Origin of the sequence: Methanococcoides sp. NM1, assembly GCF_900774285.1 — an archaeon.
Taxonomy (GTDB): domain Archaea; phylum Halobacteriota; class Methanosarcinia; order Methanosarcinales; family Methanosarcinaceae; genus Methanococcoides; species Methanococcoides vulcani.
Genome location: NZ_CAAGTW010000004.1, coordinates 35,348 through 61,306, shown reverse-complemented (window position 1 = coordinate 61,306; position 25,959 = coordinate 35,348). Strand labels below are relative to the sequence as shown.

General features: G+C 43.2%; 22 protein-coding genes. 13 read left to right on the top strand and 9 right to left on the bottom strand.

The genetic code is table 11. The features are described 5' to 3' along the window. Window positions 1-12: 12 nt before the first annotated feature. Entirely contained in the window at window positions 13-651 is a 639-nt protein-coding gene (locus tag E7X56_RS05025; protein ID WP_244603407.1) for an ABC transporter permease, read from the top strand. Continuing rightward, the gene (locus tag E7X56_RS05020) at window positions 645-1,256 is read left to right on the top strand and encodes an ABC transporter permease (RefSeq protein ID WP_135605457.1); all 612 of its coding nucleotides are present in this window, start codon (window positions 645-647) and stop codon (window positions 1,254-1,256) included. Before E7X56_RS05025 ends, E7X56_RS05020 begins: the two co-directional genes overlap by 7 nt. 366 nt (window positions 1,257-1,622) lie before the next feature. On the opposite strand, the gene cas1 is transcribed toward E7X56_RS05020, so the two are convergent. The 3 genes from cas1 to E7X56_RS05000 all read right to left on the bottom strand — a co-directional run bounded on the left by cas1 (window position 1,623) and on the right by E7X56_RS05000 (window position 5,567). After that, the gene (gene cas1 / locus E7X56_RS12300) at window positions 1,623-3,032 is read right to left on the bottom strand and encodes a CRISPR-associated endonuclease Cas1 (protein ID WP_371413350.1); all 1,410 of its coding nucleotides are present in this window, start codon (window positions 3,030-3,032) and stop codon (window positions 1,623-1,625) included. 184 nt (window positions 3,033-3,216) lie between these two features. Next, a complete protein-coding gene (locus tag E7X56_RS05010; RefSeq protein ID WP_244603406.1) occupies window positions 3,217-3,942 on the bottom strand; it encodes a phosphoribosyltransferase in 726 nt (241 codons plus the stop codon). A gap of 1,151 nt (window positions 3,943-5,093) precedes the next feature. Further along, a complete protein-coding gene (locus E7X56_RS05000; RefSeq protein ID WP_210409248.1) occupies window positions 5,094-5,567 on the bottom strand; it encodes a DUF11 domain-containing protein in 474 nt (157 codons plus the stop codon). Window positions 5,568-6,390: 823 nt separating this feature from the next. Here E7X56_RS05000 and E7X56_RS04995 point away from each other — a divergent pair. After that, the gene (locus E7X56_RS04995; RefSeq protein WP_135605451.1) at window positions 6,391-7,287 is read left to right on the top strand and encodes a cache domain-containing protein; all 897 of its coding nucleotides are present in this window, start codon (window positions 6,391-6,393) and stop codon (window positions 7,285-7,287) included. A gap of 41 nt (window positions 7,288-7,328) precedes the next feature. On the opposite strand, the gene E7X56_RS04990 is transcribed toward E7X56_RS04995, so the two are convergent. From E7X56_RS04990 to E7X56_RS04980, 3 genes are all read right to left on the bottom strand, one after another. Continuing rightward, window positions 7,329-7,682 (bottom strand): hypothetical protein, encoded by a 354-nt coding sequence (locus tag E7X56_RS04990; protein ID WP_135605449.1) that lies wholly within the window; start codon window positions 7,680-7,682, stop codon window positions 7,329-7,331. A 79-nt stretch (window positions 7,683-7,761) separates the two neighbouring features. Then, a complete protein-coding gene (gene putP / locus E7X56_RS04985) occupies window positions 7,762-9,249 on the bottom strand; it encodes a sodium/proline symporter PutP (protein ID WP_210409247.1) in 1,488 nt (495 codons plus the stop codon). A gap of 223 nt (window positions 9,250-9,472) precedes the next feature. Continuing rightward, the gene (locus E7X56_RS04980) at window positions 9,473-10,264 is read right to left on the bottom strand and encodes a cache domain-containing protein (RefSeq protein WP_244603405.1); all 792 of its coding nucleotides are present in this window, start codon (window positions 10,262-10,264) and stop codon (window positions 9,473-9,475) included. Window positions 10,265-10,930: 666 nt separating this feature from the next. Between E7X56_RS04980 and E7X56_RS04975 the strand changes: the two genes are divergently transcribed. Continuing rightward, window positions 10,931-12,133, top strand: coding sequence for a tetratricopeptide repeat protein (locus E7X56_RS04975; RefSeq protein WP_135605447.1), 1,203 nt, complete (start codon window positions 10,931-10,933; stop codon window positions 12,131-12,133). A gap of 281 nt (window positions 12,134-12,414) precedes the next feature. Next, window positions 12,415-14,697 carry a NosD domain-containing protein gene (locus E7X56_RS04970; protein ID WP_135605445.1) on the top strand — a complete coding sequence of 761 codons (2,283 nt, stop codon included), beginning with the start codon at window positions 12,415-12,417 and terminating at the stop codon, window positions 14,695-14,697. Window positions 14,698-14,817: 120 nt separating this feature from the next. Here the strand turns inward: E7X56_RS04970 and E7X56_RS04965 are convergent, their stop codons facing one another. Beyond that, window positions 14,818-14,976: a hypothetical protein gene (locus E7X56_RS04965; RefSeq protein ID WP_371413349.1), complete on the bottom strand. Its 159-nt coding sequence runs from the start codon at window positions 14,974-14,976 to the stop codon at window positions 14,818-14,820. A 290-nt stretch (window positions 14,977-15,266) separates the two neighbouring features. Here E7X56_RS04965 and E7X56_RS04960 point away from each other — a divergent pair, with 290 nt between their 5' ends. Together E7X56_RS04960 and E7X56_RS04955 are read left to right on the top strand one after the other, a co-directional pair. Beyond that, complete coding sequence (locus E7X56_RS04960; protein ID WP_244603424.1) at window positions 15,267-15,422, top strand: CxxC-x17-CxxC domain-containing protein; 156 nt, start codon at window positions 15,267-15,269, stop codon at window positions 15,420-15,422. Between the two features lie 342 nt (window positions 15,423-15,764). After that, window positions 15,765-18,596 (top strand): DEAD/DEAH box helicase, encoded by a 2,832-nt coding sequence (locus E7X56_RS04955; RefSeq protein ID WP_135605440.1) that lies wholly within the window; start codon window positions 15,765-15,767, stop codon window positions 18,594-18,596. A 118-nt stretch (window positions 18,597-18,714) separates the two neighbouring features. Here the strand turns inward: E7X56_RS04955 and E7X56_RS04950 are convergent, their stop codons facing one another. Together E7X56_RS04950 and E7X56_RS04945 are read right to left on the bottom strand one after the other, a co-directional pair. Next, on the bottom strand, window positions 18,715-19,398 hold the full coding sequence (locus E7X56_RS04950) for a DUF169 domain-containing protein (RefSeq protein WP_135605438.1): 684 nt from the start codon (window positions 19,396-19,398) through the stop codon (window positions 18,715-18,717). 319 nt (window positions 19,399-19,717) lie between these two features. Then, the gene (locus tag E7X56_RS04945) at window positions 19,718-20,419 is read right to left on the bottom strand and encodes a DUF169 domain-containing protein (RefSeq protein WP_135605436.1); all 702 of its coding nucleotides are present in this window, start codon (window positions 20,417-20,419) and stop codon (window positions 19,718-19,720) included. 179 nt (window positions 20,420-20,598) lie between these two features. Between E7X56_RS04945 and E7X56_RS04940 the strand changes: the two genes are divergently transcribed. From E7X56_RS04940 to E7X56_RS04915, 6 genes are all read left to right on the top strand, one after another. Further along, window positions 20,599-21,063, top strand: a complete 465-nt coding sequence (locus tag E7X56_RS04940) for a NifB/NifX family molybdenum-iron cluster-binding protein (protein WP_135605434.1) — start codon at window positions 20,599-20,601, stop codon at window positions 21,061-21,063. Between the two features lie 23 nt (window positions 21,064-21,086). Then, window positions 21,087-21,458 (top strand): NifB/NifX family molybdenum-iron cluster-binding protein, encoded by a 372-nt coding sequence (locus E7X56_RS04935; protein ID WP_135605432.1) that lies wholly within the window; start codon window positions 21,087-21,089, stop codon window positions 21,456-21,458. A 36-nt stretch (window positions 21,459-21,494) separates the two neighbouring features. Further along, on the top strand, window positions 21,495-23,414 hold the full coding sequence (locus E7X56_RS04930; RefSeq protein WP_135605430.1) for a Coenzyme F420 hydrogenase/dehydrogenase, beta subunit C-terminal domain: 1,920 nt from the start codon (window positions 21,495-21,497) through the stop codon (window positions 23,412-23,414). A 73-nt stretch (window positions 23,415-23,487) separates the two neighbouring features. Further along, entirely contained in the window at window positions 23,488-24,723 is a 1,236-nt protein-coding gene (locus E7X56_RS04925) for a cation diffusion facilitator family transporter (RefSeq protein ID WP_135605428.1), read from the top strand. Between the two features lie 28 nt (window positions 24,724-24,751). Further along, window positions 24,752-25,606, top strand: a complete 855-nt coding sequence (locus E7X56_RS04920) for an ATP-binding protein (protein WP_135605426.1) — start codon at window positions 24,752-24,754, stop codon at window positions 25,604-25,606. Window positions 25,607-25,624: 18 nt separating this feature from the next. Beyond that, the gene (locus E7X56_RS04915; RefSeq protein WP_135605424.1) at window positions 25,625-25,957 is read left to right on the top strand and encodes a CGGC domain-containing protein; all 333 of its coding nucleotides are present in this window, start codon (window positions 25,625-25,627) and stop codon (window positions 25,955-25,957) included. The last annotated feature ends 2 nt before the right edge of the window (window positions 25,958-25,959 follow it).

Genomic DNA, 25,959 nt, shown 5'->3' with positions numbered 1-25,959 from the left:
GAGTGAGAATTTTTGTTGCTATCTGACCTCATGAACGTCTGGGAAGCAAATTCCCTTACCACACGTACTATTGAGCATCTGACGATGTTTAGCATTGCTATTGTCATTTCTTCCATCATCGGGGTAAGCTTAGGTATCTACCTGTATAGCCGACCCAGAATTGCTCATCCTGTTCTCAATTTCCTGAACGTTGTGGAAACTATACCTGATATCCCGTTACTTGTACTTCTTCTGCCAATATTCGGACTCGGAGAGGAACCAACGATCGTGGCTTCTATACTTTATTCGCTTTTACCTATCACGCGTAATACCTACACCGGCCTGAAAGAGGTCGACCAGCAGTATGTGGATATAGCACATGCAATGGGACTTTCCCAGCGGGATATACTGTTCAAGGTGAGAATTCCGCTGTCCTTACCTATGATAGCTGGTGGATTGAGGATAGCTCTTGTCTTCACCATGGGTGTTGTAACACTTGGAGGACTTATCGCAGCAGGTGGTCTTGGAGCAGCCCTTATAGCCGGCATACAACTCTATGAGGTCGGAACCATACTTGTGGCCGGTATATGGACCGGTCTTCTGGCAGTGATCCTTGACGGCTTTGCCGGTTCCATTGAGAAGAAACTACAAAGGAGGTATAGCACATGGTAACCATTGAGACCATCCTCGGACACACCGGTGAGCATCTTGTGCTTTTACTTACCACACTCTTCGTCAGCATTTGCATCTCCCTGCCCCTTGCGTTTGCTTCCCTTTACAGCAAGCGTGTCGGATATGTCATCATGAAGTTTGCGAACCTGGCCCAGGCAGTGCCGAGCTTCGCTGTCGTTGCTATTGTTGTACCTCTCATCGGCATAGGTTTCTATCCTGCTCTGATAGCAATTTTGCTGAGGGCACTTCTGCCTATCATCAAGAACACCTACATCGGCCTTTCCACAGTGGATACTTCCATGCTTGACTATGCGGACGGTATCGGTCTTAACAAGTGGCAGATCCTCCGCTATATACGTCTTCCAAATGCTTATCCTGCCATATTTGCAGGTATTAAGTTCGCTTCCATCCTCATCAACAGCATAGCTATCCTGACAGCCTACATAGGCAGCGGTGGTCTTGGTGAGCTTATCTTTGACGGTCTGGTGGGCTTCAACAATGAGAAGATACTTGCAGGTGCCATTCCTGCGATACTGATAGCACTTACGCTGGATGTGATCTTTACGGCAATGGAGAAGAAGCTGGTCCCGGATTACAGGAAATAAGTTTCACGATATTGAAACATTTCAGTTAATATATCACTATACTTAGATATGTTGTGCTTTACTAAACTAAAAAAAGAAAAATAAACAAAAATACGAGAGTTCGAATCCCTTTCCCCGCACAACCTTTCGGGGATATAGGTAACTAAGAAAAATGCCACTCTCCTAAAAAGTTTAATTTTTTGAATTTGAATAGTATTCCTCACAGAATCTTTCATTGTTGATGTAGTAAAATAATATCTACATTTTTAGAAGTGTTGTGGTTATAAAATTTTAAAAAGATCAATTATGAAGAAACAATTTTTCTCTCATAATTGTGTGGGAAATAGTCAAAGTTGAAACTTTCTAATATTTATTTGTATTTCTGTTTTATTTGTTTAAATGCTTAACTAACCTTTCGACAGCGTTAGTTCTTAGATTAATATTCCTTCCCTTTTTAATCCTCCTCTTGATTCGCTGGAAAGTCTTCCTATCCACTCCCCATTCTTCAGCCAGCTTTTGTGGTAAGGCAAGTATCTTTTGCATAATTTCTTTTTTGTTCAAAAACACCTGAGCCTTCTTCACATTCAATTCCTGTTCATCAATATTGTTGGCTTCCTTTCCAATGTAAACAACACCATCAGCATGAACATGCTTCCTCTCAAGAATCCCAACCTTACCATCAAACTTATGCTCAAGATGTTCCACATACTGCATTATTGTCCTGCTTAATGGCTTGAAATAATGAGATCCTTTCTTAACCTCTCCAGTTGCATAATCAATAAACGAATCATAAACAACACTCTGAGAATCACTTGAATAAGGGGCTAAAGGCTTTACTGCCTTACCATCTTCTTCAGCAACTTGAAACCCAACAAGATAGAAATTGAAAGGTTTTATCTGGTCTTTCCATTCCTTGCCTTTGTTAATCGTATCAAACCTATGCAAAACATTTGCAGTTGAAACGGTAAGTCTTGAGATAGCATACAAACTTGAATACTTCTCTTCAATATTCGTTCCTGAAATCATCCCATAATGCAACATGAGAATATCTTCCCATATCTCAGCCTGCCAATCATCAACAGCCTTTGGAAACGGATTTGTTAAATGTCCAAGTCCATGTAATTTGAAAGATCTCTCTCCTTCCATAAACTTGATTTCTTCATTCCCATAAGTGTAAAGAGCATATCTTTTTGAAGAAATTCCATAAAACCACATATCCTCTTTCTCAGGCTTCAACAGATTAATATCAAGGTTGTAAGGATTAAGAGGTTGGAAATAATCTATGATCTCCTGAGCATGTTCAGGAGGAACAAAGATAGAATCAGTATCCATATATGCATGAACTGAGCCAAGTTCCTTAACCTTAGCTTCAGCCATTGCCAAGAACAGTTTAGATCCTGCCGTAATCATAACAGCAAGCAAAGCATAACCATAATTAAGCATTACATTAACTTTATCGCCTGCTCCATTTGCCCTTCTGTAATTGTCAGTTCGTGCCTTGAAATCATATTGTTCAGGAACAGCTTTAGCATACTCATTCCAGTACTTCCAAGCAACACCACCTTCAATTCCAAGTATCTCTCTTATGGATTTGGCTTTCTCAAGTTTAGTCTTATCATCAGTAAAATCATACTCTATTCCAGGATACCTCTGTTTAAGGTAAGCAAGGACAGCCTCAGATTTAAAGAACTTGGCCTCAATGAACTTCTTGGCAAGCGTTACTCTTGCATCCTTATCTTCATAAGCATGATACTGTGCAAACTTTGTTTTGACATTAGTACTTTCAGAAGGTAACATTGTTGTCAGGAGCTTGCCATTCCAATCCAGTATAGTTGTATATTTGCCTGATAATGGACGTTAAAAGATGTATACTACCACTGAGTTCTAAAAGGACAATCCACCGAGCGTGGCGGTTGTGGAGGAACATCCTTAAACTATTTTTTATACAAATCAAAGGACCTGCAATCTACTTATCCACGGTTTATTTCGAAACGTTTGCTTTTCTCCATAACATATTCTCTTTATCATCAATGCACTCTATACGTCCCCTTTCATTCAGGTCTTTAAGTATTTCTGTCAGATCAGATCGTTTTATAGTTATACTGTAGCAGGCATCAAACTCGTTACAAATTTGTTTAGGGGTTAAAGTCCTGTCAGCAATTATATTTTCGGTAAATCCTGTAAGATCTTCGTAAGCAGCCCATGGGTAAATGATCCAGCGCCATTTAATAATTTTCTCAGCATAATAATCCGGCACGAAATCTGAACATGTTTTGTGCTGGAGGACTGCCGTTTTAATCTCTGCTGGTTTAAGGCGTTCCAGGTATTCTACGGCAAGACTTAGTGTTTTACCCGTATCTGTAACATCATCCACAACAAAGATCTTTTTACCATGAATATCAACAGAGAGTGGGAACTTTAGCTTTGCCGTCTCTTGAATGTCTGCTGCCCTTTTGTAGTGCTCGATCTTTATTGTTGTCAGGTCATCAAAAAGTAGAAAATCGCATACGAGCCTGGCAGGCACATACCCACCTCTGCCTATCGCAATTATGATGTCAGGAACATATCCCGAATCTTTTATTTTTTTAACAAGTGTCTTAGAAAGACTGTGTACTTCTCTAAAACCTATCAAATCACATTCAAATGCATTACGATCAACAGGTGGATATTTATTCGCAGTTGCCATTAATATAGAATCATTTCTCATTCTGTAAAAATGTTTCGAATATTGATTTTTATACTTAGTTTCGGCCATGTATTCGTTGATGGTCAAAACCATTTTATTATCCAGAATATCTTTAAGGATGTAAAGCTTGTGCAGGGTAGCTGGATCAATACGTTTCTAGCATAGCTCGAGCAATTTCCTGAAGGTTCGCACGACGACCAGGTTGATGCATTGAATGCTGCTGCTTCTGTGTTGATGCGGAAGAAGAAGTTCTCGTCTTATGCTGTATTGCAGTGAATCGGTATTCGTGCAAATATTTTTATACGAGTTAAAAGTTTGTATATAAGTGGTAGTATGGATTCAATAAAAAAATGCTTATATTGCAAAAATTGGGTAATAATTGAAGTAAATTCGGGATCAGCTAAAGGAGAGTGTCGGAAGCATACTCCCTTCCTTGAGGGATTCCCCGAAACTGATGTCGATACGTGGTGTGGAGAATGGGAAGACTACCATGACCCTGAATTAAAACGCGACGATTGCACCTTATGTGAACATTTTAAATACTGGACCTCCTTCCCGAGCGAAAGGGGATATGAGTACACGTGTAAAAAGTTGAATCGTTTAATCAAACATGAAACGGTTGAAGCTCATAAATCTCCAATATGGTGCCCAGGATTTGAACATAAGAATCGATTAATGTGAAGGTGATCTTCACCATTGTTTTTTAATCTTAAGTGTTAATATCCTTCTTGTTTGAACTGATCTTCATCATAATAGATTGGATTATAGAATCTCAATCTCTGTGATCATTAAGAAAGAAAAAATATATATCCTGATGTTGAATCAGAATCAATATTCCAGTATCTCCGACCTTAAATTGGAATACCTAATAGGCATGGAGGAACAATTCTCACTGAGTCAGAGCCTTCGAAGGCTCTACCATCAAGAAGCTTACCTTTCAAAATTTCCTAACCATCCTCTGTTATTCCAGTATCTCTGACCCTAAAGTGAAACACCAAATCCACATACCCATCAACATTGGCATCTTCAAATGCTGCCTTACCTTTGAATGGGACAGCTTCGGCTGGACCAAACTTCACAGTAGTTACATCTACGTTGGTTACATCAAAGTCGGCTGAACCCAATATTGCAACTGGGATCAAACCATTGCTGTTTGGATTAATGGAATTTGGCTATGAACCTGGTTTGATATCAATATCTACATCTACAGGTTCGATCTCAGTATAATCCCACTCGACAAGCCGTGCGACCTCATCGCCTTCAATTGCAGCAGAGTTGGCCAGTGTTCTCTCCACACCGGAAAACTCCTGCACGGTCAGTGTAACCGAACCGGAAGCACCAGGGGCAACAGTTCCAATGTCCCAGGTAACAACACCCGCACTGTGCGTACCTCCACCTGTAGCAGATACAAAGTTCACACCTGCCGGCAGTGTGTCAGTGATGGTCACATTGTCCACACTGAACTGGTTGGTGTTTGTGTAGCTTAAGGTGTAAGTTATTGTGGCATCAGCAGTTGCTGTCGTCAGGCCATCATCCTTGTCAAAATTAAGTGTGGCAGGACCGGGGCCAGCAGGCGGTGCAGATGCAGCACCCGCTCCTAAGACTAACATTAAGGCAACTAATGCTGCCATATATTTTAATTTCATATTGTACCACTCCATTACATTATGATCTTTAGGATCAGCTACAACTGTAGAGATCAGTATCACTAAGCAGAACATACCAAAAATCATCAGGTACAAATAAAAGGCAATGCTGCCTTGTCGTCTCCACAGACGAATATGAACCTCTAGTTAAAAATGATACTTGATTTTATAAGTATATTGTGAAAGAAAATAATTTTCCATGTTAAATATATTAAGAAACTCTAAATATGTTAACAAATCACAATTATAAAAAAAGGATTTTATCAAAAACTCCCTGGCCAGTTTTACCTAGGGTCATGAGATCAGATTATCAAATGTCGATTCTCGAATGGTCCACTAAACAACTTTAGATAGACCAATTTTTACGATAATGGGTGCAGGGGCAGAGAAAGCCCACGATCTTCAGTCTTTACGTTAAATCAAAGATTTAACGTGAGTTTCATTTCTTCGAAATGAAACAGGGATGAATCTACACCGCTCGTCGTTTTCACTTATATACATTTTTATCAACATACTCTTAAATAATTTTAATGCGTATCTGTAATTGTCATTGTTCGGTCTTTGCTTCTAGCAGTAGAATAGACTCAGAAAGGCCAACCGAACTAAGTTCCTAAACTTCCGATATGTGGTTCTTGTGGGAAGTCCACAGGGTAAAATCGAAAACGTGTCGAATCGAGACAACAAACAGTTGCATTGGATCTGCAATGCATCGGTTGAAAGTTCGCAGAAGCCCACAAACTTTAGTCGTGGGAGCAATCACGATATATTAAACCAATAGTCGTGTTTGTTCTAAAAATAATACATGATATAGGAGTGTTGCGACATGATCGAGCTGAAGAAAGTAATTTGCGTTCTATTAATCCTTGTAATGTTCTTTATAGTTGCAGGGTGTGTGCAACCAGATGATACTGGTGAAGACGAACAGGGTATAATTGAGGAACAGAATGAACTGGTTTCCCAAAGAGAATTTACTGCCTCACAGGTCAATTCAGCCGTCGAGTTAATAGAGGAGGAAGGAGAGCAGGCCTTCCCGCAGTTCAGGGAGAAGAACAGTCAGTGGTTCCATGATGATTTCTACATCTTTGTCTGGAGAACCGATGGAATACGTATGGTATATCCGCCCAATGTCAGCAGAGAAGGACAGGACACGAGCAATCTGGAAGATTTCAACGGTAAACCAACAGGCCAGCTGTTCATAGACATAGCTCAGAGCGAAGAAGGAGAGGGCTGGATTGATTACTACTGGCCAAAACCCGATGAGACAGAACCCTCAAATAAATACACCTTCATCAAAGCGGCATCCTTTGACAACCAGACCTACCTTGTGGGATCAGGGTTCTACGTTAATGACTATATCTATACCAATACTCTTGAAGACGTTGATTATACCCGCTATGGAAACACATCCGTTGGATATCTCATCCACCCAGCAAAAGTTGACATCGATCTGGATGTAGATTACAGCTTTACACATGTGATAATCGACACAGGAAAGTCTATTGAACCTCACAGGATGAAGAACCCCGAGGTATACTATGTTCTTGAAGGTGAAGGTGTGCTCTACATAGAAGATGTGCCATTTGAACTGAGCAAAGGAAAGCTTGCCCACATACCTACAAACTCAAAGCAGTACACTGAAAACACTGGGGATGTTGACCTTGAGCTCCTTGTTATAGACCAACCTGCCTGGGCAAAAGAGAATGAACAAATCTTGGAGTGATCTATCATTCCACCTTTTTTAAAGAGGTAAATATTTGTTTCTCATCCAGCATATTTTCTTATATTTGATCTGGAATCACCCAAGATCAGTATTTTTTTAATACTTTCTGCAAAATTACCGTTCAGCTCCAAAGTCTTCCTTAGAAGATTATACTCAATGTCATTTCCAGGAAATAGCGTGAAATCCTTGTTTTCAGCATGTATCTTATCAAGCGATGCTATCTGAAATTGACACCCCTGTTCCTCACTTGCATTAAAGGAACTTTCATTCCATTCTCCAAACTGTGAGATTTGGTCTTGCAGAATCTCATCAGCGGCAGTCCTTGCAGTAACTTCGTTTGATAATGCATCCCATAACTCATTAATATCTGATAGTGTACCTTCGACTTTTATCAACCAGGCGTCTTTGTTGGGACTGTGCTTGATTATTTTATATTTGCCGAAATAGTTAGAAGTAAACAAAAAAGGTAAAAGTTCAGACCGACCTCTGAACTTTCTCGAACTCATCCTTTATTTCCTGTTCCGGCTCCTCACCAAATCTGGTAACCAGCAGGATAGCAATGCTGGATAGTACGAATCCCGGTACGATCTCGTAGAGATCGAAGATTCCGCCTGAGAGCTGTTTCCAGACGATGACCGTGATACCACCAATGAGTATTCCTGCAAGGGCTGCATTCCTTGTCATCTTCTTTGAGAATAGTGAGAAGATGATGGCAGGGCCGAAAGCTGCACCAAATCCTGCCCATGCATAAGCTACAAGTTCAAGGACTGAACTTTCCGGGTCAAGTGCGAAATAGTATGCAAGAAGGGAGATTCCGATAACCGTGAACCGTCCCATCCAGACAAGTTGTCTCTGGCTGGCATCTGACTTGAAGAGCAGCGTGTATATGTCTGTAAAAGCAGAAGATGCCACAAGTAACTGTGAGTCAGCAGTACTCATTATGGCTGCCAGGATCGCTGCCAGCATTACTCCTGCAACGACCGGGTGGAAGAGGCTATTGACCATTACTATGAACACGGTCTCGCTTGTTGCTCCTGCAAGGAATTCGGGAACAAAGGCCCTTCCGACAAGACCGATGAACACTGCAAATACGAGGGAGATGGTGACCCATGACATGGCTATTGCACGGGACTGCTTGATCTCCTCAGGGTTGTTGATGGCCATGAAACGCACAAGGATGTGTGGCTGTCCGAAATAACCGAATCCCCAGGCCATGAGGGATACTATTGCCATCAATGAGATCATGGTCCCGTCAGAACCTGTTAATGGGCTCAGGAGGCTTGGATCGATCGTCCTTATGATATCAGTTGTCGAAGAGATACCTCCAAGTCCGTTCATGGCTGTTAAAGGTACTAATGTAATAGCAAGGATCATGAGCAGGGCCTGGAAGAAATCGGTCCAGCAGACTGCCATGAATCCTCCCATGAAAGTATAGAATATGATGGCAAGCACTCCGATGGTAAGCGCTGTGACATATTCGCCCCCGAAGACCGTGCTGAAAAGCTTACCGCCGGCAACGAAACCGGAGGATGTGTAGAAGAGGAAGAATATCAGGATGAATAAGGCTGAGATCGTTCTCAGGAGTTTGCTCTTGTCACGGAAACGGTTCTCGAAATACACTGGAATTGTGAGGGCATCACCTGCTTCCGTTGAATATTTTCGAAGCCTCTTGGCAACGAACTTCCAGTTAAGGTATGTTCCGATTCCCAGTCCAAGGGCGATCCATATCGCTTCCATTCCTGCAAGGTACGCATAACCGGGTAATCCCAGAAGCAGCCAGCCGCTCATATCCGATGCCTCGGAACTTAAAGCGGTTACCCATTTGTTCAGTTTCCTGCCACCAAGAATATAGTCGGACAGGTTCTCGGTTCTCTTATAATAGTAAAAACCGATCGCTAGCATAAAAAGCAGATATAATGCAATTATGATCGCAACACTCTGGTTTCCTGATATAATTCCCATGAATTAATGTTCTCCTGTGGACATTGGTACTTGGATTGGTCTTGAGATACGGTTTTTTTGTTATCAATGCTATAATTTTTTGTGAGGCATTAAAATCCTTGAGCAACGACTGTTGTGCAAAGCTATTCTGTCCCACATAATCTATACTTTCGAAAGGTGTATAGAGATAAGAGATGGATTCATCCGGGAACTGAAGAGGATATGGATGCATCCGTCCCCGTTATTAGTTCAAATAGACCCCCGCGCCGAGCCACCATGTATCGTCGACCTTTTGAACGTAGCTCATCTTGGGTTCAAGGGTCATATTGTGGGATGGGTTGTAGTAGTGGTAGAAGATGAAACCCCCGCCGTGCTGCGCCAGGAGGATCTCGACTCGGGTGTAATTAACCCCGTATGGATCCTGAAGCCCGGAGAGATCGGTTCCAATCAACTGGGGCTGATGGGGGAGCGCCAAGGTCGTTCCATTATAATCGAAGGCGTAGATGTAGAGATTGTCGCGTACAAACGTACCGTTCTGGTCATTGAACTCCGCGATCGCGGCATCCTGTCCGTTCGTATGAGCATACTCAATCGCTTCCCCTACAAAGGATTCCAGGCTCTCTCTTACCTGAGGATCTGTGCCCGTTCTCACGATCGGCGAATCCTCCTGAGAATCGTAGTTGCCGGCTCCGATGAACCACCCCTTGTCCACCATCATCACGTAACTGAGTTTTTGTTTGACCGTGAAGTTATCTGCAGGGTCTACATAGAGATACCGGGCGAAGCCCCCGCTGGACTGTGCGGTGGCTGCCATATCCTGGATATATGCGGTACCGTTCGCATCCGTGATGTTCCACCGGTTCGCCCCAATGATCTCGGGCTGGAATGGAAGGGCCAGTGTGGTACCCTCGGTATCGTAGGCGAAGACATAGAGTTCGCCGTCAACGAACTGACCAGTCTGGTTATTGAACTCCCGAAGAGCGGCTTCCTGTCCGTGGACGTGTGCATATTCATAAGCTATCTCGACGAATGCCACGAGTTCCCCTGGAGATACAGTGGAACTGGGGTCTGGCGACAGTGCGGCGGCCGGCGTTGCTTCCGATTGGTTCTGAGGAAGAGTGGTATCAGTGTCCGTACATCCGGCACCAAGGACAGCTATCAGCACGAGTGTAACAATAACAAGGATCGCATTAGTTCTCATATATAAGAATTAGAGTTTGCATTAATAAATATTAGGGTCCTTCAAGAAATTACATGAAGCAGAATGCAAAGAGTGATAAGCCGTTTACTCTCAATGCTCATGTGAGGGAGAGGTTGGAGAATTGGAATAAATCCGCAAGACTTCCTTAAAATAACTCGCAAGTAAACTATCTTACTAGCAGGGTATTATTAGAAAGTTTTAGGAGTTGCTTTTTCCCATTTTCCCTATATCCCCGCATAAGTAGTTCGGGATATATACAAAGAAAATATGGCAACTGGGTTTTGTGGGTGTTTTGCATAACCGATTTGAGTTAAAAGGACAACGCTAGATTTCTGAAAAGTTGGAGATGTTCTGGAAATAAAATTACTTTAAAATGTATCCTAAAAAACACTATCATAATTTAAAATTAGATTTCAAAAAATATATATGTCCAAAAAATAAATACTATATGCGTGCAAAATTATGAGTGTGACATTTAAATAACTCTATGGGGGAGTGTATATGCAAAAGAAGCAGAGTTGGATAATTTATTCTTTGATTTTATGTATTGTCTTTATGTCGGGATGTGCTGGGGAAGAAACAGTATCTCCTGCAGAAAACCTCTCTCTCAACGAGACCGCTGAATTAAACGTAAGTGAAACAGCAGAGCATGAAGAACTCCCAGCGGTTGAGGATGAGGTAACATTAAATAATGAAGGGCTTGCCTTTTATGAACTAAATGAGTATGATAAAGCATTAGAATATTTTGATAAAGCACTGGAGATAAATCCAGATTATGTTGATGCTTGGAATAACAAAGGCCTTACTCTTAATAAACTGAATGAATTTGAAAATGCAAGCGAATCCTTTGATAAAGCATTGGACATAAACCCAGATGATGCAGATCTGTGGAACAACAAAGGAAACACCATCAAAAACCTTGCTAATTACAATTCAGATTACACTAGAACTGTCACAACATACGCAAAAATGCAGGTCATTAATCAGTATAAAGAATCAATCACATATTTTGATAAGGCACTTGAGATTGAACCTAACCATGCTGATGCTTGGAATAACAAAGGCCTTACTCTTGATAAACTGAACGAATTTGAAAATGCAAGCGAATCATTTGATAAAGCATTGGAAATAAACCCAGATGATGCTGATTTGTGGAACAACAAAGGAAACACCATCAAAAACCTTGCTAATTACAATTCAGAAAGAGCTATCACAAAATATGCAATAATTCAGGCCAATGATCAGTATAAAGAATCAATCACATATTTTGATAAGGCACTTGAGATTGACCCAAACCATGCTGATGCATGGAATAACAAAGGATTTGCTCTTTTTAGTCTGTCCAGCTACCCTGAAGCACTTGAATGTTTTGACAAATCAATCGAGCTAAACCCAGATAATGCTGATGCCTGGTTCAACAAGGGATTTCTACTTTCTAGAAGACCAAATACATATGAAGAAGGAATTGATTGTTTAGATAAATCAATCGAGCTCTATCCAAATACTGCTGACGCTTGTGCTGACGCCTGGTATTACAAAGGTATTACGCTTATGTGGCAGCCAGAGCCCCCCGATTACTATGGGGCATTAAACTGCTTTAAGAAGGCACTTAAGATAGACCCCAATCATGAAGAAGCTAAAAGAGGTAAACAAAAAGCCGAATTCTTCATAGAATTTGAGAGAGAATTGAGGAGAGTTCAATAAATGTCGCTCTGCAAAATAGTAGAATGTAATAATAGGTTGTGTATACAACTCACACAAACGCAGTGTTTTTTCAAAGGGATGATCGAATAAACAGTGGAGTGAAAATGTTAATAGCCTCTGAATATTTCACATCAACGTGACTAAATATTATAATGTCAGACTTCTAAGTGAGTTTGGGTGTACTGACATTAATTTTCTTACCAAAAAACAGCTGTAAACGGGGGTTTCGGCTGTAATTAATTAAATAGATAAAATATAAATGATTTTGTGGGGGCGTACAAATGAGAATAAAAAAGAATATGATGATTTGTTTTGGAATGGCTTTAGTATTAATGACCATTGGAACAGCATCCGCAGGCACATTCACGGTGAACAACAGCACAGGACCAGTAGCAGATTTTACTTCGATACAGGCTGCTGTAAATAATGCAACTACAATTGATGGGGATGCGATTCTTGTCTACCCGGGAACCTACACCGAGAATGTGTATGTGAACAAGGAACTAACGGTCATCTCACAGTCTGGGATTCCGTTTGATACCATTGTCCAAGCTGCCGATCCAAACAATCACGTATTTTACTTGACTGCAGACAACGTCACTATCAGCGGCTTTAATGTGACAGGCGCAACTGGTGGTTTTGGAATAGGTCTTGGTGGACTTGAGGACTGCACTATTGCTGAAAACAGCTTATCGAACAACAATTGCGGCATCTGGCTGAATTCTTCCAGCAACAGCACGTTGAGCAATAACACCGAATCGAACAACTTTATCGGCATCGTTTTGGTCGAGTCCAGCAACAACACGCTGAGTAGTAACATTGTGTCGAATAACTTTTGGGGCATCTGGATGGAACAGTCCAGCGATAACAACACGCTGAACGATAACACCGCATCGGACAGCCTTGGCGGCATCTGGCTGAATTCTTCCAGCAACAACACGCTGAGCAATAACAATGTTTCGGAAAACTTGATCAGTATCAGTCTAGGAAAATTCAGCAATAACAACATGCTGAGCAATAACACTGCAAACTCGAACAACTTTATCGGCATCGGTCTGTCGGAATCCAGCAACAACATGCTGAACGATAACACTGCAAACTCGAACGCCGATTGGGGCATCATACTGTTGAATTCCAGCAACAACGTGCTGAGCAATAACACTGAATCGAACAACAATTGCGGCATTTATCTGAATTCTTCCAGCAACAACACGCTGAACGATAACACTGCAAACTCGAACAACCTTTTCGGCATCGCTCTGTTGAATTCCAGCAACAACACGCTGAGCAGTAACATTGTGTCGAATAACTCTGACGATGGTATCTATCTTGAGGATTCCAGTAACAGTCTCATCTACAACAACTACTTCAACAATACAAATAACGTTGAATATAATGGCACCAATTCCGGGAATATCTGGAACATTACCAAGACTGTTGGAACAAACATTGTTGGAGGTTCTCTCCTTGGTGGAAACTACTGGGTACATCCTAATGGAACAGGATTCAGTGTTGACACCGCAGATTCCAACAAGGATGGAATCTGTGACGAGCAATGCAACCTCTCAGAAACTGAATTTGACTACCTGCCGCTTAGTATTGTCGTTGACAATCTCCTGCCAGTGATCAGTATAACCTCGCCGGCGGATGGATATTCCACAACGGCAAGCTCAATTGCGGTCTCAGGTCTTGTCAATGGCACCGGATCGCTGCCATTGGTTACAGTGAATGACATTGCTGCAGAAACCACAATTCTAAATTTCAACGGCACCTTCACGACAACGGTACCTCTGGTCATGGGTGCTAACACCATTTATGCAAACGTTACCGATGCCGCTGGAAACACCAACACAACATCTGTAAATGTTACACGAACTTCCTCCGGCGGTAACGGCGGTGGCGGCGGTGGAAGTGGAGCAACCGGCGAAGCCTTTGAGAACATCGCATTAAAGGAGGTGAAAACAGAGAACATCGTGGGTGGACTTGAAATTAGCTATGCCTTCGATGAAGAGCAGAATGCAATTCAGTACATCAACTTCTCTGCACTGAGAAATTACGGAAGGGTTTCAGCAATTGTTGAAGTGCTTAAGAACAAATCTGCAATGGTTGATGAAAGTGCTCCAGGTGTTGTCTATAGCAACCTTAACATATGGGTTGGTAAATCAGGATTTGCTACTGAAGATAATATTGCTGATCCTGTAATAGGTTTCAGTGTAGCAAAAGCTTGGTTGATAGAGAACGGCATTGATGAGAATTCAATAGCATTATATCGTCACAGTGAAGGCAAATGGAATGCCCTAAATACCATGAAGGTCGGAGAAGATGATTCATACATCTACTTCGAAGCAGAAACTCCGGGATTCTCACCATTTGCGATAGTCGGTTTTGCAGAAGAAGATGAAAGTGTATCCATACAAGACAGTACACCACCATCAGAGGAGGCTATCTCTGCAGCCGAGGATGAGGATACACAACCAGAGCCCAAGGGAATACCCTGGATCTCAACAGGATCGTTGATCCTGATATTGGTTGGAGTGCATCTGCTAATGAGGAAGAGAGGTTAACACTTCACTTCCTCTTTTCTTTTTTATGACGTTGTCAAGTTTTTTGGTGTTAGAACAGAACTCCGACATTCGTGAAATCTCGAATTGATTTCATCATAGCCTTAAACTCAGCAGTAACCTTCACCACATTTCCAACCTATCTCTGACATGAGCATTGAGAGTGAACGGCTTATCACTCCTAGCATTTTTCTTCATATAATGCAATGTTCCTTTTGAGAAACCCACCTTCTTCCATTCAGTGTATGGCATATCAATGATCTTCTTCCTCAATAGATCCATCTTGAGATCTTCCAATAAATATATATTAAATTGAACACCTTTTTTTAGTGGGGAAATGCAATTCGGGGTATTGCAGATTTTCTGAATCAATACAATATTGACGTTTATACTTATGCTGAAATATTGATGAAGAGAAATGATACAGAAGATCAGTATCTGGCAGAAAGGTTATGGCCAGTTCATGTGCTATGACCAACCTATTGCACCCTGCAAGCAAACTGAACAAGTAGCTTCAATAAAATATTGAGTGAAATTTAAATATTTCATAAATGACAACGGGAGGAAAACAAATGAAAAAAATAGATTTCAAAGGGCCAAGAGATATGCACAAATCAAAATGTACTAACTGCGGTCAGGAAACAGAAGTGCCTTTCGTACCGGACCCAAACAGACCGGTATACTGCAGGGAATGCTTCCAGAAACACAAACCATCTAAAAAAGACTAAGTGGATGTGAATAATAATATTTTTTAAAGATCAATGTGAAATGTGCGGTTAAATAGAATATTTCTATCATGATCGCACGATCTATTTTTGGATTAATTTTTAAATCAATTTTTGCTTTAAGCAGTCTTGAGGATCATAAACAAGACAATATTAGTTCTAATTCATTCCTTTCAGTCACATAAACAGGCATCATAAAATATTTTGTTTTATTCTCTTTGGATAGTGTTATGTGCTCCACTTATCAAAGTTTGGTTTACATTCACTGATAAATTCCAAGATGGAACCATTTCGCACTATTTTAAGTATCATCAATTCTGTTATGAATCACGGAGTTGCACTACAATGGATGTCCCTGAACTTATCAATGTTATCCGTTCCTCGCGCAGGTATGAAGGCCAGATCGTTCATGTCGAAACGATTCCTTCAAAGGAGCCGGAATACGGGGAGGTGGCACTAAAACCATTGATAATGTATGGTCTCAGTGAAATGGGCATTGAGAAACTTTACACTCATCAGGCAGAGGCCATCGGGACAGCAAAAAGAGGTGAGGACCTTGTCCTGTCCACCAGCACAGCAAGCGGCAAATCCCTGTGCTATATGCTTCCTATCTTCGAGACATTGATGGAAGATCCAAATGCAACTGCTCTTTATATTTCACCCCTGAATGCACTGGTCAATGACCAGCTTGATACATTCAGGGACTTTCGTGATCTCATGGGCATCGAGATGAACATCAACAGGTTCATCGGTACCATGTCCTCTGAGGAGAAATCCGCTGTAAAGTACGGGAATCCCAGGATAATGTTCACAAATCCGGAAATGCTCCATTTGAGCTTTCTGCAATGGAAGCACCAATGGAAGAAGTTCCTCTCGAACCTGAAGTTCATTGTTCTGGATGAGAGCCATTCCTACAGCGGTGTCATGGGAAGCAATATGGCAAACCTGCTCAGGAGGCTTAATCGTGTTTGTGATCATTACGGATCAAAACCCCAGTACATCTGCTGTACAGCTACCATTGGAAATCCGAAAGAACACACTTCTGCCCTGATAGGCAAGGATGTGACACTGGTCAATAAGGATGGTTCAGGTAGTGGAATGCAGAAGTTCATTTTCTGGAATCCTCCTCTTTATTCCCGTTCACGCTCCAATAATTTCACTCTCCGGAAAGCAAGTTTCGGTGAGACTGTCGATCTCTTCACCACTTTTGTACAGAATGACCTGCAGACCATTGTCTTTGCAAGATCAAGGCAGAAAGTTGAAAGGATGTACGTTGAAGCAAAGCAGAGACTTGAGCAGCGAGGTGACCAAAAGACCATCAGTCCTTACAGGGGCGGCTATCACGGGAACGAGCGTGAAGCAATAGAAAAGGGACTTTCGAACGGGAACATCGCAGGTGTCATCTCGACTACGGCTCTTGAACTTGGTATCGATATAGGAGGTCTGGATGCCTGCATCATGGATGGGTTCCCGGGAACCATAATGAGTGCAAGACAGCAATCCGGCCGTGCAGGACGTGGGAGTCGTGAAAGTGTTGTTGCCCTTGTCGCGGATTCCAATGCACTTGACCAGTATTACATGAGAAATCCAACTGACCTTTTCAAGAAGGATTGCGAAGAGGCTGTGATCAATGTCTCTAATCGTTATATTCAGGCTGGCCATCTGCTCTGTGCAGCAAGGGAGATCGCATTGAGACCGGAGGATGAGAAGTATTTCGGCAGTGATTTTGCCGAGATAATGGAAGTGCTTGAAGAGGAAGGATTGCTTGAAGGTGAACGTGAAAAACGTTGCACGGACGGCAAGGCACACATGCGTGTATCCATCAGGGGAATTGAAGGCGATGGTTATACCATTTTTGAGAAAGGAAGCCGTGCTCCCCTCGAAAAGGATATTGGCAGACTAAGGGCATACAGGGAAGCTTTCAAGGGTGCTGTCTACATCAATAAAGGCACTCCTTATTCTGTTACTGAACTTGACCATGAGAAACAGATCATCCGGGTGGAGAAGGCAAGGGATGGCTATTACACAAGGTCACAGGTAGCTTCAGACATACATATCGTGGACGTGATCGATACGAAGCCTCTTCAGACCTGTGATGGTGTCACTGTTGGTTTTGGTGATGTTGATGTCACTCAGCAGGTGACAGGCTTCAAGAGGTTCAGGCAACGTACCGATGAGGAGATCGGCCAATCATCCCTCACGATGCCGAAGTTCAGCCTTGAGACCGAAGCCCTCTGGCTTGAGCTTCCTGAGGATTTTACTGACCTTGTGGAAAAGCATGAGAGGGATTTCAATGGTGGCATCCATGCCATCGAGCATGCCATTATAGCGATGTATCCGCTTCATCTTCTTGCCGACAGGAACGATGTGGGTGGAGTGTCCACTCCTGAACATAGTGACCTGCAGAAGAAGAGCGGGATCTTTGTCTATGACGGTCATGCCGGAGGTGTCGGGTATGCTGAAGCAGGTTATGGCAGGATCGTCGAAATGCTCGAAGTGACACTGAAGGCCATTGAGAGTTGTTCCTGCAGGGACGGATGCCCAAGCTGTATTCAGTCCCCTAAGTGTGGTAATAACAATAATCCTCTGGATAAGGATGCAGCAATAATGATCCTCAGGAAGATGCTTGGCAAACCTGAATACATCCCGAAGAGGAAGCACTTATCTGAGATCTCAAAGCAGAGGCCAGGATCTCCTGCTTTGAACAGGCAGAATGAGAAGAAGGACCAGAATGATCCTGCTGATGCATTGAACAGGGCAAGAAGGAAACTTAAGCGTCAGGGGTCCGGATCCGCTGCTGAATGGGTTAAAATGGGGATTGCTGCCGGAAGGGATGAGAAGGATCACAAGAAGGCATGTGATTGTTTTGACAGGGGCTTGCAACTGGAACCGGATAATAGTGTCGCACTTTCGAACAAAGGGATCACATACATCATGATGGGAAAGCATACGCTAGCATTACAATGTTTTAACAGATTGCTGGACCTTGGTTATGGGAAAAGTCATGTGGTCTGGAAGAACAAGGGTACAGCTTTGCGGCTTCTTGGAGACCGTGCCGGTGCCATTGAAGCATATAATGAAGCCCTCAGGTTAAAACCGGATGATGCCGGGACAAAACAAATGAGGGATAAATTAAGGGAAGCTGATAATGCCCTATATGGCCGCGATGACTTATAACAGAAAAATTAAACAAAAATAAAAAAAGCATGACAGATCTACACTTTTTTTGTGGATAGGTTCATGCATTACTTCACTTTTAGTTGATTGATGTTATTTTGAATTTTGAACAAGACATTCAGGCGAACATCTCATTCACAGCTTCCACGAGATCGTGAAGCCTTTCCACAGGGATTCCAATGATCATCTCATTTTCTGTGATGTTTGCGAATTTCCTGCTTCCTCCGCATCCAACTGTTACACTGATCTTGCCTTCCTTGTATGGAAGGACAACTCCGTCTGCACAGACACTCTGGATGCCTGCAAAGCTTGCTTCGACCCTGCCACCGAACTTAAAGAGAAGTGCCTGGGAAAGCTGCATGACCTGCTTTGGTGAAGCGACGATAACAACAACATCAGGCTTGAATGTTACTGTCTCAAGTGGGCCGTAGAGGGCCGCTTTTGTGGATCCGGGTGCTACTTTTGTAACTTTTTCCATTGTGCGTCTTGCTGCATTGATGGTGCTAAAACGCTTGAGATTATAGTAGGTGTCCCCGGTAGCCAGTTTGTGTGGCATTTCCTGCAACCCCATGACAGCAGATCCTCCCTTGCACATCTGATCATCTGCTGTGGAGTAGAACTGCTTTCCGGTCTTCCTGACAATGTCTACCATCTGGCAGTGTCTTGTTTTCTCATCTATTTTTTCAATGCCTTCAGGGATATCGTGGCCTTCCGGAATAAGTGAGACTGCAACCGGTTTTGTTTTAAGGTTGAGCTTTTCGGTCAGTTGAGTTCCAAATTCGTTAATTTCCTTGATGTCCATATAGATCACTCTGTATTATATTCGATATAACTGCTCATAACAACTTTATTTTTGTAAACAGTGTTGCTGATAGTTTTTAAGGTGGTTTATTTCGGTTGTGCTGCAAATGTACACAACTGATTTTATATAAGCTTTACTACGGAGCATTCCTGCAAGAATAAGAGCAAATCGTCTTTTCAGGCGATCTTATGTTTCAACATTAGCAAAAACAGAATAAGATACTGATAAGGGAACTAAAACAGAAAATAGCGACTATTAAGGCATTTGATATCCCTGTAGAGAAAATACGTGTTCTACAGGGCATCATTGTGCTTGATGTTTAGGATCTCATCCAGTCGTTCCAGACTCCGGCTTTCATTTCCAGGATATTCGTAATGTCCTCAAGCTGTTCTTCAGGAATACCTACAACCATTTCATCGTCCTTGAGTCCTGCATTCTTGGCAGCACCGTCGCAGCCAATAGAGATGTTAACTTCTCCGGTGGTGTAAGGTGAACCGGTAGCATCGGCACATGTGGACTGGATACCTGCAAAGTTTGCAGTCATACGGCCACCACGTCTGTAGATCACAGCATGTGCGATCCTTCTGGCCACCAGGGTGTTTCCGATCACGATAATAACATCAGGTTTTGTTGGTGTGCTGTCCAGTGGAGCAACGATGGTTGCAACGGTCGATCCGGGAGCAGGTCTTGGCATGTTGTCTACAACACGTTTGGCGACACTCAGGGATATTTCCTTTCCCAGTTTATCGAAATACAATTCCCCAGTTTTGATCTTGTCAGGGTAGTCCTGTAATCCTATAGCTGCAGCACCACCTTTGCAGGCATGCTCATCCATGGTAGCAAAAGTGACCTTATCATCGAACCTTGCATCCTGAAGCATCTGGCAGTATCTTCTTGGATTTTCTATCTTTTCTAAGCCTTCAGGAATGTCCTTTTCTCTTTTCAATAATGATATTGCTACTGGTTTTCCGTTAAGTTCCAGTGCCTCAATAAGTTTCTCACTCATTTTTGCATAATCCATGTTAATACCTCTGGAATTTGTACTTGTATCGGGGATAAAATTTCATCTATCCCTGGTAATTACATATTCTATAATCTCTCATCGATGGGTAAATATATAGGCCTTTTTAGTAAACTTTATATATTTCCTCTCATCTGAGTATTATACAACAAAAGGATAATTCGAAATGAGGAAATTATATGAAGATATGTGTAACAGCCACAGATAAAAATATTGATGCAGCAGTGGATCCACGTTTTGGAAGGTGCCCGTACTTTGTCGTCGTTGATCCGGAAACTATGGAATTCAAAGCATTTGACAACACGGCAGCTTCAGCATCAGGAGGAGCAGGTATACAGGCTGCCCAGAACATTTCTGACAAAGGGATCAATGTTCTCCTTACCGGTAACGTCGGTCCTAATGCCTTCCCGATCCTTTCCGCAGCCGGAATTAAAGTAATGACCGGAGCCAGTGGCTCAGTTAAAGATGCGATCCGCCAGTACAAGGAAGGTCAGTTGAATGAAACTGCTGCTCCGACAGCACAGGCACATGCTTCTATGGCTGCACCCGGCAGAGGAATGGGTGGACGTGGCAGGTCTGGCGGGTCCGGCAGAGGTATGGGAGGCGGCGGTGGAGCCGGCAGAGGCGGAGGAATGAATCGTTAAGTTCAGTACTATGAGGTGATCAGATGAAAATATGTGTACCTTCAAGTGGTAAAGGCGGACTCGATGATCTCGTTGGCCAGCATTTTGGCAGGGTACCGACCTACACCATAAAAGACACTGAAACGAATGAAATTGGAACGATCGAAAATAAAAGTGAACATATGGGAGGAGTGGGGCTTCCTCCAGAGCTCCTGTCACAGGCAGGAGTTAATGTCATGCTTTGTGGGGGACTTGGGAACAAGGCTGTACAGCAATTCGAACAGTTTGGCATAGAAGTATATGTTGGTGCTAAAGGAACAGTAGGAGAGGCTATAATGGCATGGGAAGCCGGAAACCTTCCAAAGGCCACACGTGAAAATGCCTGCCAGTCCCATGAACACCATCACCACCACTGAAAATAAAGCGTAAAAAACTAGAAAGAGATGAGACCAATGTCAGAAGAATATAAATGGTTTTTAAAAGATGCAGTTGTCGATACTGGTATGTGTACATTATGCGGTGCCTGCGCTGCGGTTTGCCCCTATGAGATAATCGAATTCGATGAGAACGGGCCAAAGTTAAAGGAAGAATGCTACAGGAACGGGGAAGGCGCCTGTAAGGATGTTTGCCAGCGGGTTATGACAGATGCAGCCCGTATCTCAATGAACGTGTTCAATTTCAAATCACTACCACCATCGCCTATCGGCCAATATCAGAAGATCGTTTCTGCAAGGGCTACAGATCCGTCAATAGCTGAAAAAGGTCAGGATGGCGGAGCGGTGACCGCGCTTCTCGGATACTGCTTTGACAATGGTCTTATCGATGGTGCTGTCACCACTGCAGGTTTTACAAAACCGGATTCCTGCCTCGTTGCAAGCAAAGAAGAACTCCTGGATACCCAGGGTGCCAAATATTCAGCAGTTCCTGTGATGGCTGCACTGCGCCAGAGCAAGGATGAACTGAAAAATGTCGCAATGGTAGGTGTTCCATGCCAGACATACGGAACCAGAAGGACACAGTTCTTCACAGGCTTGAACGTTCATCCGGTGGAAGTCGGAATGAATGGTGAAAAGGCTGACATTCCAAATATACCATATACGATCGGTCTGTTCTGCATGGAGAACTTTAACTATGAAAAGTTATCCGAGCACATGACAAGCATAGGTATCGATCTGGACAAGATCAGAAAATATGCTATCAGACTTGATGAGATGACCGTTTCCACCGATGACGGGGAAATTGAGATCTCCCTGAAGGACATCGCTGACTGTGTATGGGATGGATGCCGTATCTGCAGGGATGCTGTTTCCAAAGTTGCAGATATATCAGCAGGACATGTTGGCTCATCCACCGGCTGGACCACTTTAATAGCCCGCAATGACAAGGGCCTGGAACTTCTTGAAGCAGCTGAAAAAGCAGGCTACATAGAGACCATCGATGATGTCGATATCAGCATGATAGAGGACTTTGCAGCTATCAAGATGAGAAAGTTCAATAAAGAGCTTGATAAACGTCTTGATGATGGAAAGAAAGTGAACTTCTACTGGGTACGTGATTATCCCGGCGTAAGACCAGAGGTAAATGGTACGAATTTCGTGAAGATCAAAACCAACTCCGGTATCGTGCAGCATGATTACATTGCCAGGGTTGCTGAACTTGCAGAGAAGTATGGTGACGGTACACTTGAGCTTACTACAAGGAAGAGCGTTGAGATACAGGGTGTCAAAGGCGAAAATGTCGATGGCCTGATGGCCGATGTCTATGGCAGCGGACTGAAGACCATTGGAATGGGTTATGCCAATGCCTGTCCGGGAATGGATTACTGTCCTGAGGGACTTGTTACTACCAAGGACCTTGCAAATGAACTTACAATGCAGTTCGCCCAAAAGCTCACTCCACACAAGATGAAGGTCGGTGTGGCCGGATGCCCGAACAGCTGTATCAGGGCAGAGAGCAATGACATAGGTATTGTAGGTCAGCTCCGTCCTAAGGTCGATCTGGAGAAATGTACCGGATGCGGAAGATGCAGTGAATTGTGTAAACTGAATGCTATCTCTGTGATCTCAGGAAAAGCTGTCATTGACAGGGACCTCTGCATCAACTGTGGATGGTGTGTTAGTGGTTGCCCACACGAGGCTGCTGTTGAAGAACAGAAAGGTTATTCTGTCTGGATCGGCGGGAACGATGGAAGAAGGCCAACTAATGGTGTTCTCCTGAAGGCATTCTGCACAAAGGAGGAGATCCCATCTCTTGTAGATAAGGTGGGTAAGACCTTTGTCAAATACCGAACTAAACCCGGAAAGGAACGACTTGGTAACATCATTGAACTGGTAGGAGAAGGTCAGTTCATCAGTGAAGTTCTGAAGGAATGATCACAACGAAAGGTCCCGATGAGGGATCATTTTTTCTTTTTTTATTGTTTATTAGTTATTGGGAGAATATAATGTGGCTGTAAAAGAAAAACTCTGGTTAGGTGTGCAGGCTTCAAGGAATTCTACTATTGCACTGGTTTTTCTTGCAGCAATAAAAGGTATCGTAGGGTTCTATTCAGGCAGTTCCTCCCTGATCGCAGATGCGATCCACACATCAATGGATATCTTTACATCCCTTGCAGTGTGGATCGGGTTAAGGCTAAGCCTGAAAAGTAGCGGGGAGCACTTTCCCTATGGGTACTACAAAGCAGAGAATCTGGTGGCTCTTTTTGTCTCAGTTATCATCATATTATCCGGGGTCGAACTTGTGCGTGGAGCCCTGAAAACTATAAAAGACCCTGTCGAGCTGGAATTCCAGGGACTGGCGCTTGGAGCGGCTGTGTTCTCTGTAATTACTATCTATGCCCTTTCACAGTATAAGTTCAAAATAGGAAGACAGATAGGTTCACAGGCACTGATCGCGGATGCTAAGCATTCATATACGGACGTATTCAGTTCCATGGTCGTTGTTGTTGCTATTACCGGTTCGATGTTTGGCATACACTGGCTTGACAGTGCCGGGGTTCTTGTTATATCATTGATCATCTTCAAGCTCGGGATCACAACAGCAAAGGAATCGGCACTGACCCTGATGGATGCATGGCTGGACAGGGATTCTATCGAACGTATCAGGCATACAGTGGACCATATCCCCGGCGTTAACAAGGTTGATGAGATCCGGCTTCGGAGATCCGGTCTTGTGGTATTTGGGGAGATGCAAGTAGAAAGTGCAGGAGAATACGACCTGAAAAGAGTGGAAATGCTTTCCGCTGAGATCGAAGAGGCGGTTAAAAGTGAGATCCCAAATCTTGAACATATTTCAGTTGATGTAAAACCCGGAAAAATATCCGTGCTCAGGATCGCGATCCCTGTAATGATGCCAGAGGGATTACAGTCGAAGCTATCCAGACATATCGGAAAAGCTCCCTATTATATTTTCATCGAGCTGAAAGACAACGAAATAATGAGCTGGGATATTGGTGAGAACCCTGCTGCCGATCTGGATAGAAAAAGAGGTGTAAAGACAGCGGAGTATCTGGAAGAACAGGGTGTTAATATTGTCATCGGAAAGGATATCGGGGAAGGCCCATTCCACAGATTCCATGACAGCTTTATCAAACTGTTAGAGATGCCGGATGATGTGGAGGATGTTGAAACACTTATTGGAAAGATCCCTGAGCTGAGTGTGATCACGTCTCCTACAGAGTAATATAATCTAGAAACTGGAGAATTTATAAATGAAAATTGCGATCGCAAGTGGAAAAGGTGGAACCGGTAAGACCACCATAGCAGTCAATCTCGCACTCTCCCTAAAGGATGCGCAGCTGTTCGACTGTGATGTGGAAGAACCTAATTGCAACCTGTTCCTGGGATACGATCTTGAGAAAGTCGAGGATGTGAATGTTCCGACACCGGTTATTGATAAGAGTAAGTGTGACCTTTGCGGCAAATGTTCTGAGTTTTGCCAGTTCAATGCCCTTGCCGTTCTGCCTGAAGATGCAATGATCTTCCCAACACTCTGTCATGGATGCGGTGGATGCAGTATTGTATGTCCGAATGCAGCTATCAGCGAGGTGGACAGGAAAGTCGGAGTTATCGAAGGTTCGGCGAATGAGGACCTCGTGTTCTATCAGGGCCTGTTGAAGATAGGAGAACCCATGACATCACTTGTGATCAAGGCCCTGCAGGAACATATCGATAAGAACACGACTGCCATCATCGATGCACCTCCGGGTACTGCCTGCCCGGTCATTGCTTCAGTGAAGAATGTCGATTACTGCATCCTTGTGACCGAATCGACACCTTTTGGGTTCCATGACCTGAAGCTTGCTCTTGATGTGATGAGGATATTGGGAATACCGTTCGGTGTGGTGATCAATCGATGCGATATCGGTGACAACAGGGTGGAAGAATACTGTATTGAAGAGGGGATCCCGGTCTTGATGAAGATCCCTTACGATCGTAAGATCGCAAGGTTGTATTCGCAGGGAATTCCCTTTGTTAATGAGATGCCGGAGTGGAAGGAAAGATTTGTCAGGCTTTTCAGGGATGTTGCCTCACTATATGAAATGAGGGATCGCCCTGAACAATGATCAAAGGAGTTGATATTAATGGTAAAGATCGGATTGGTAAGATGTGAGATGGCTTCAAGGTCCTGTCCTGGCACCTCTTGTTTTAAGGCGATAAAGAACGGGACAGGGACACTTGAAGAATTCAAGGATGAGGATATTGACATCATTGGCATGGTCACATGTGGAGGATGTCCGGGCAGGGATTCGATAAGACAAGTCCGGGAAATGGTAAGGAGAGGAGCTGAAGTGATATTCCTCTGCACATGTACGATAAAACCGATCCCTAATCCTCCCAAGTGTCCTTATGCTGAAGAAATTGCAGAAGCGATCAGGAATATGTGTGATGTCAGGGTCATCATGGGAACACACTGATG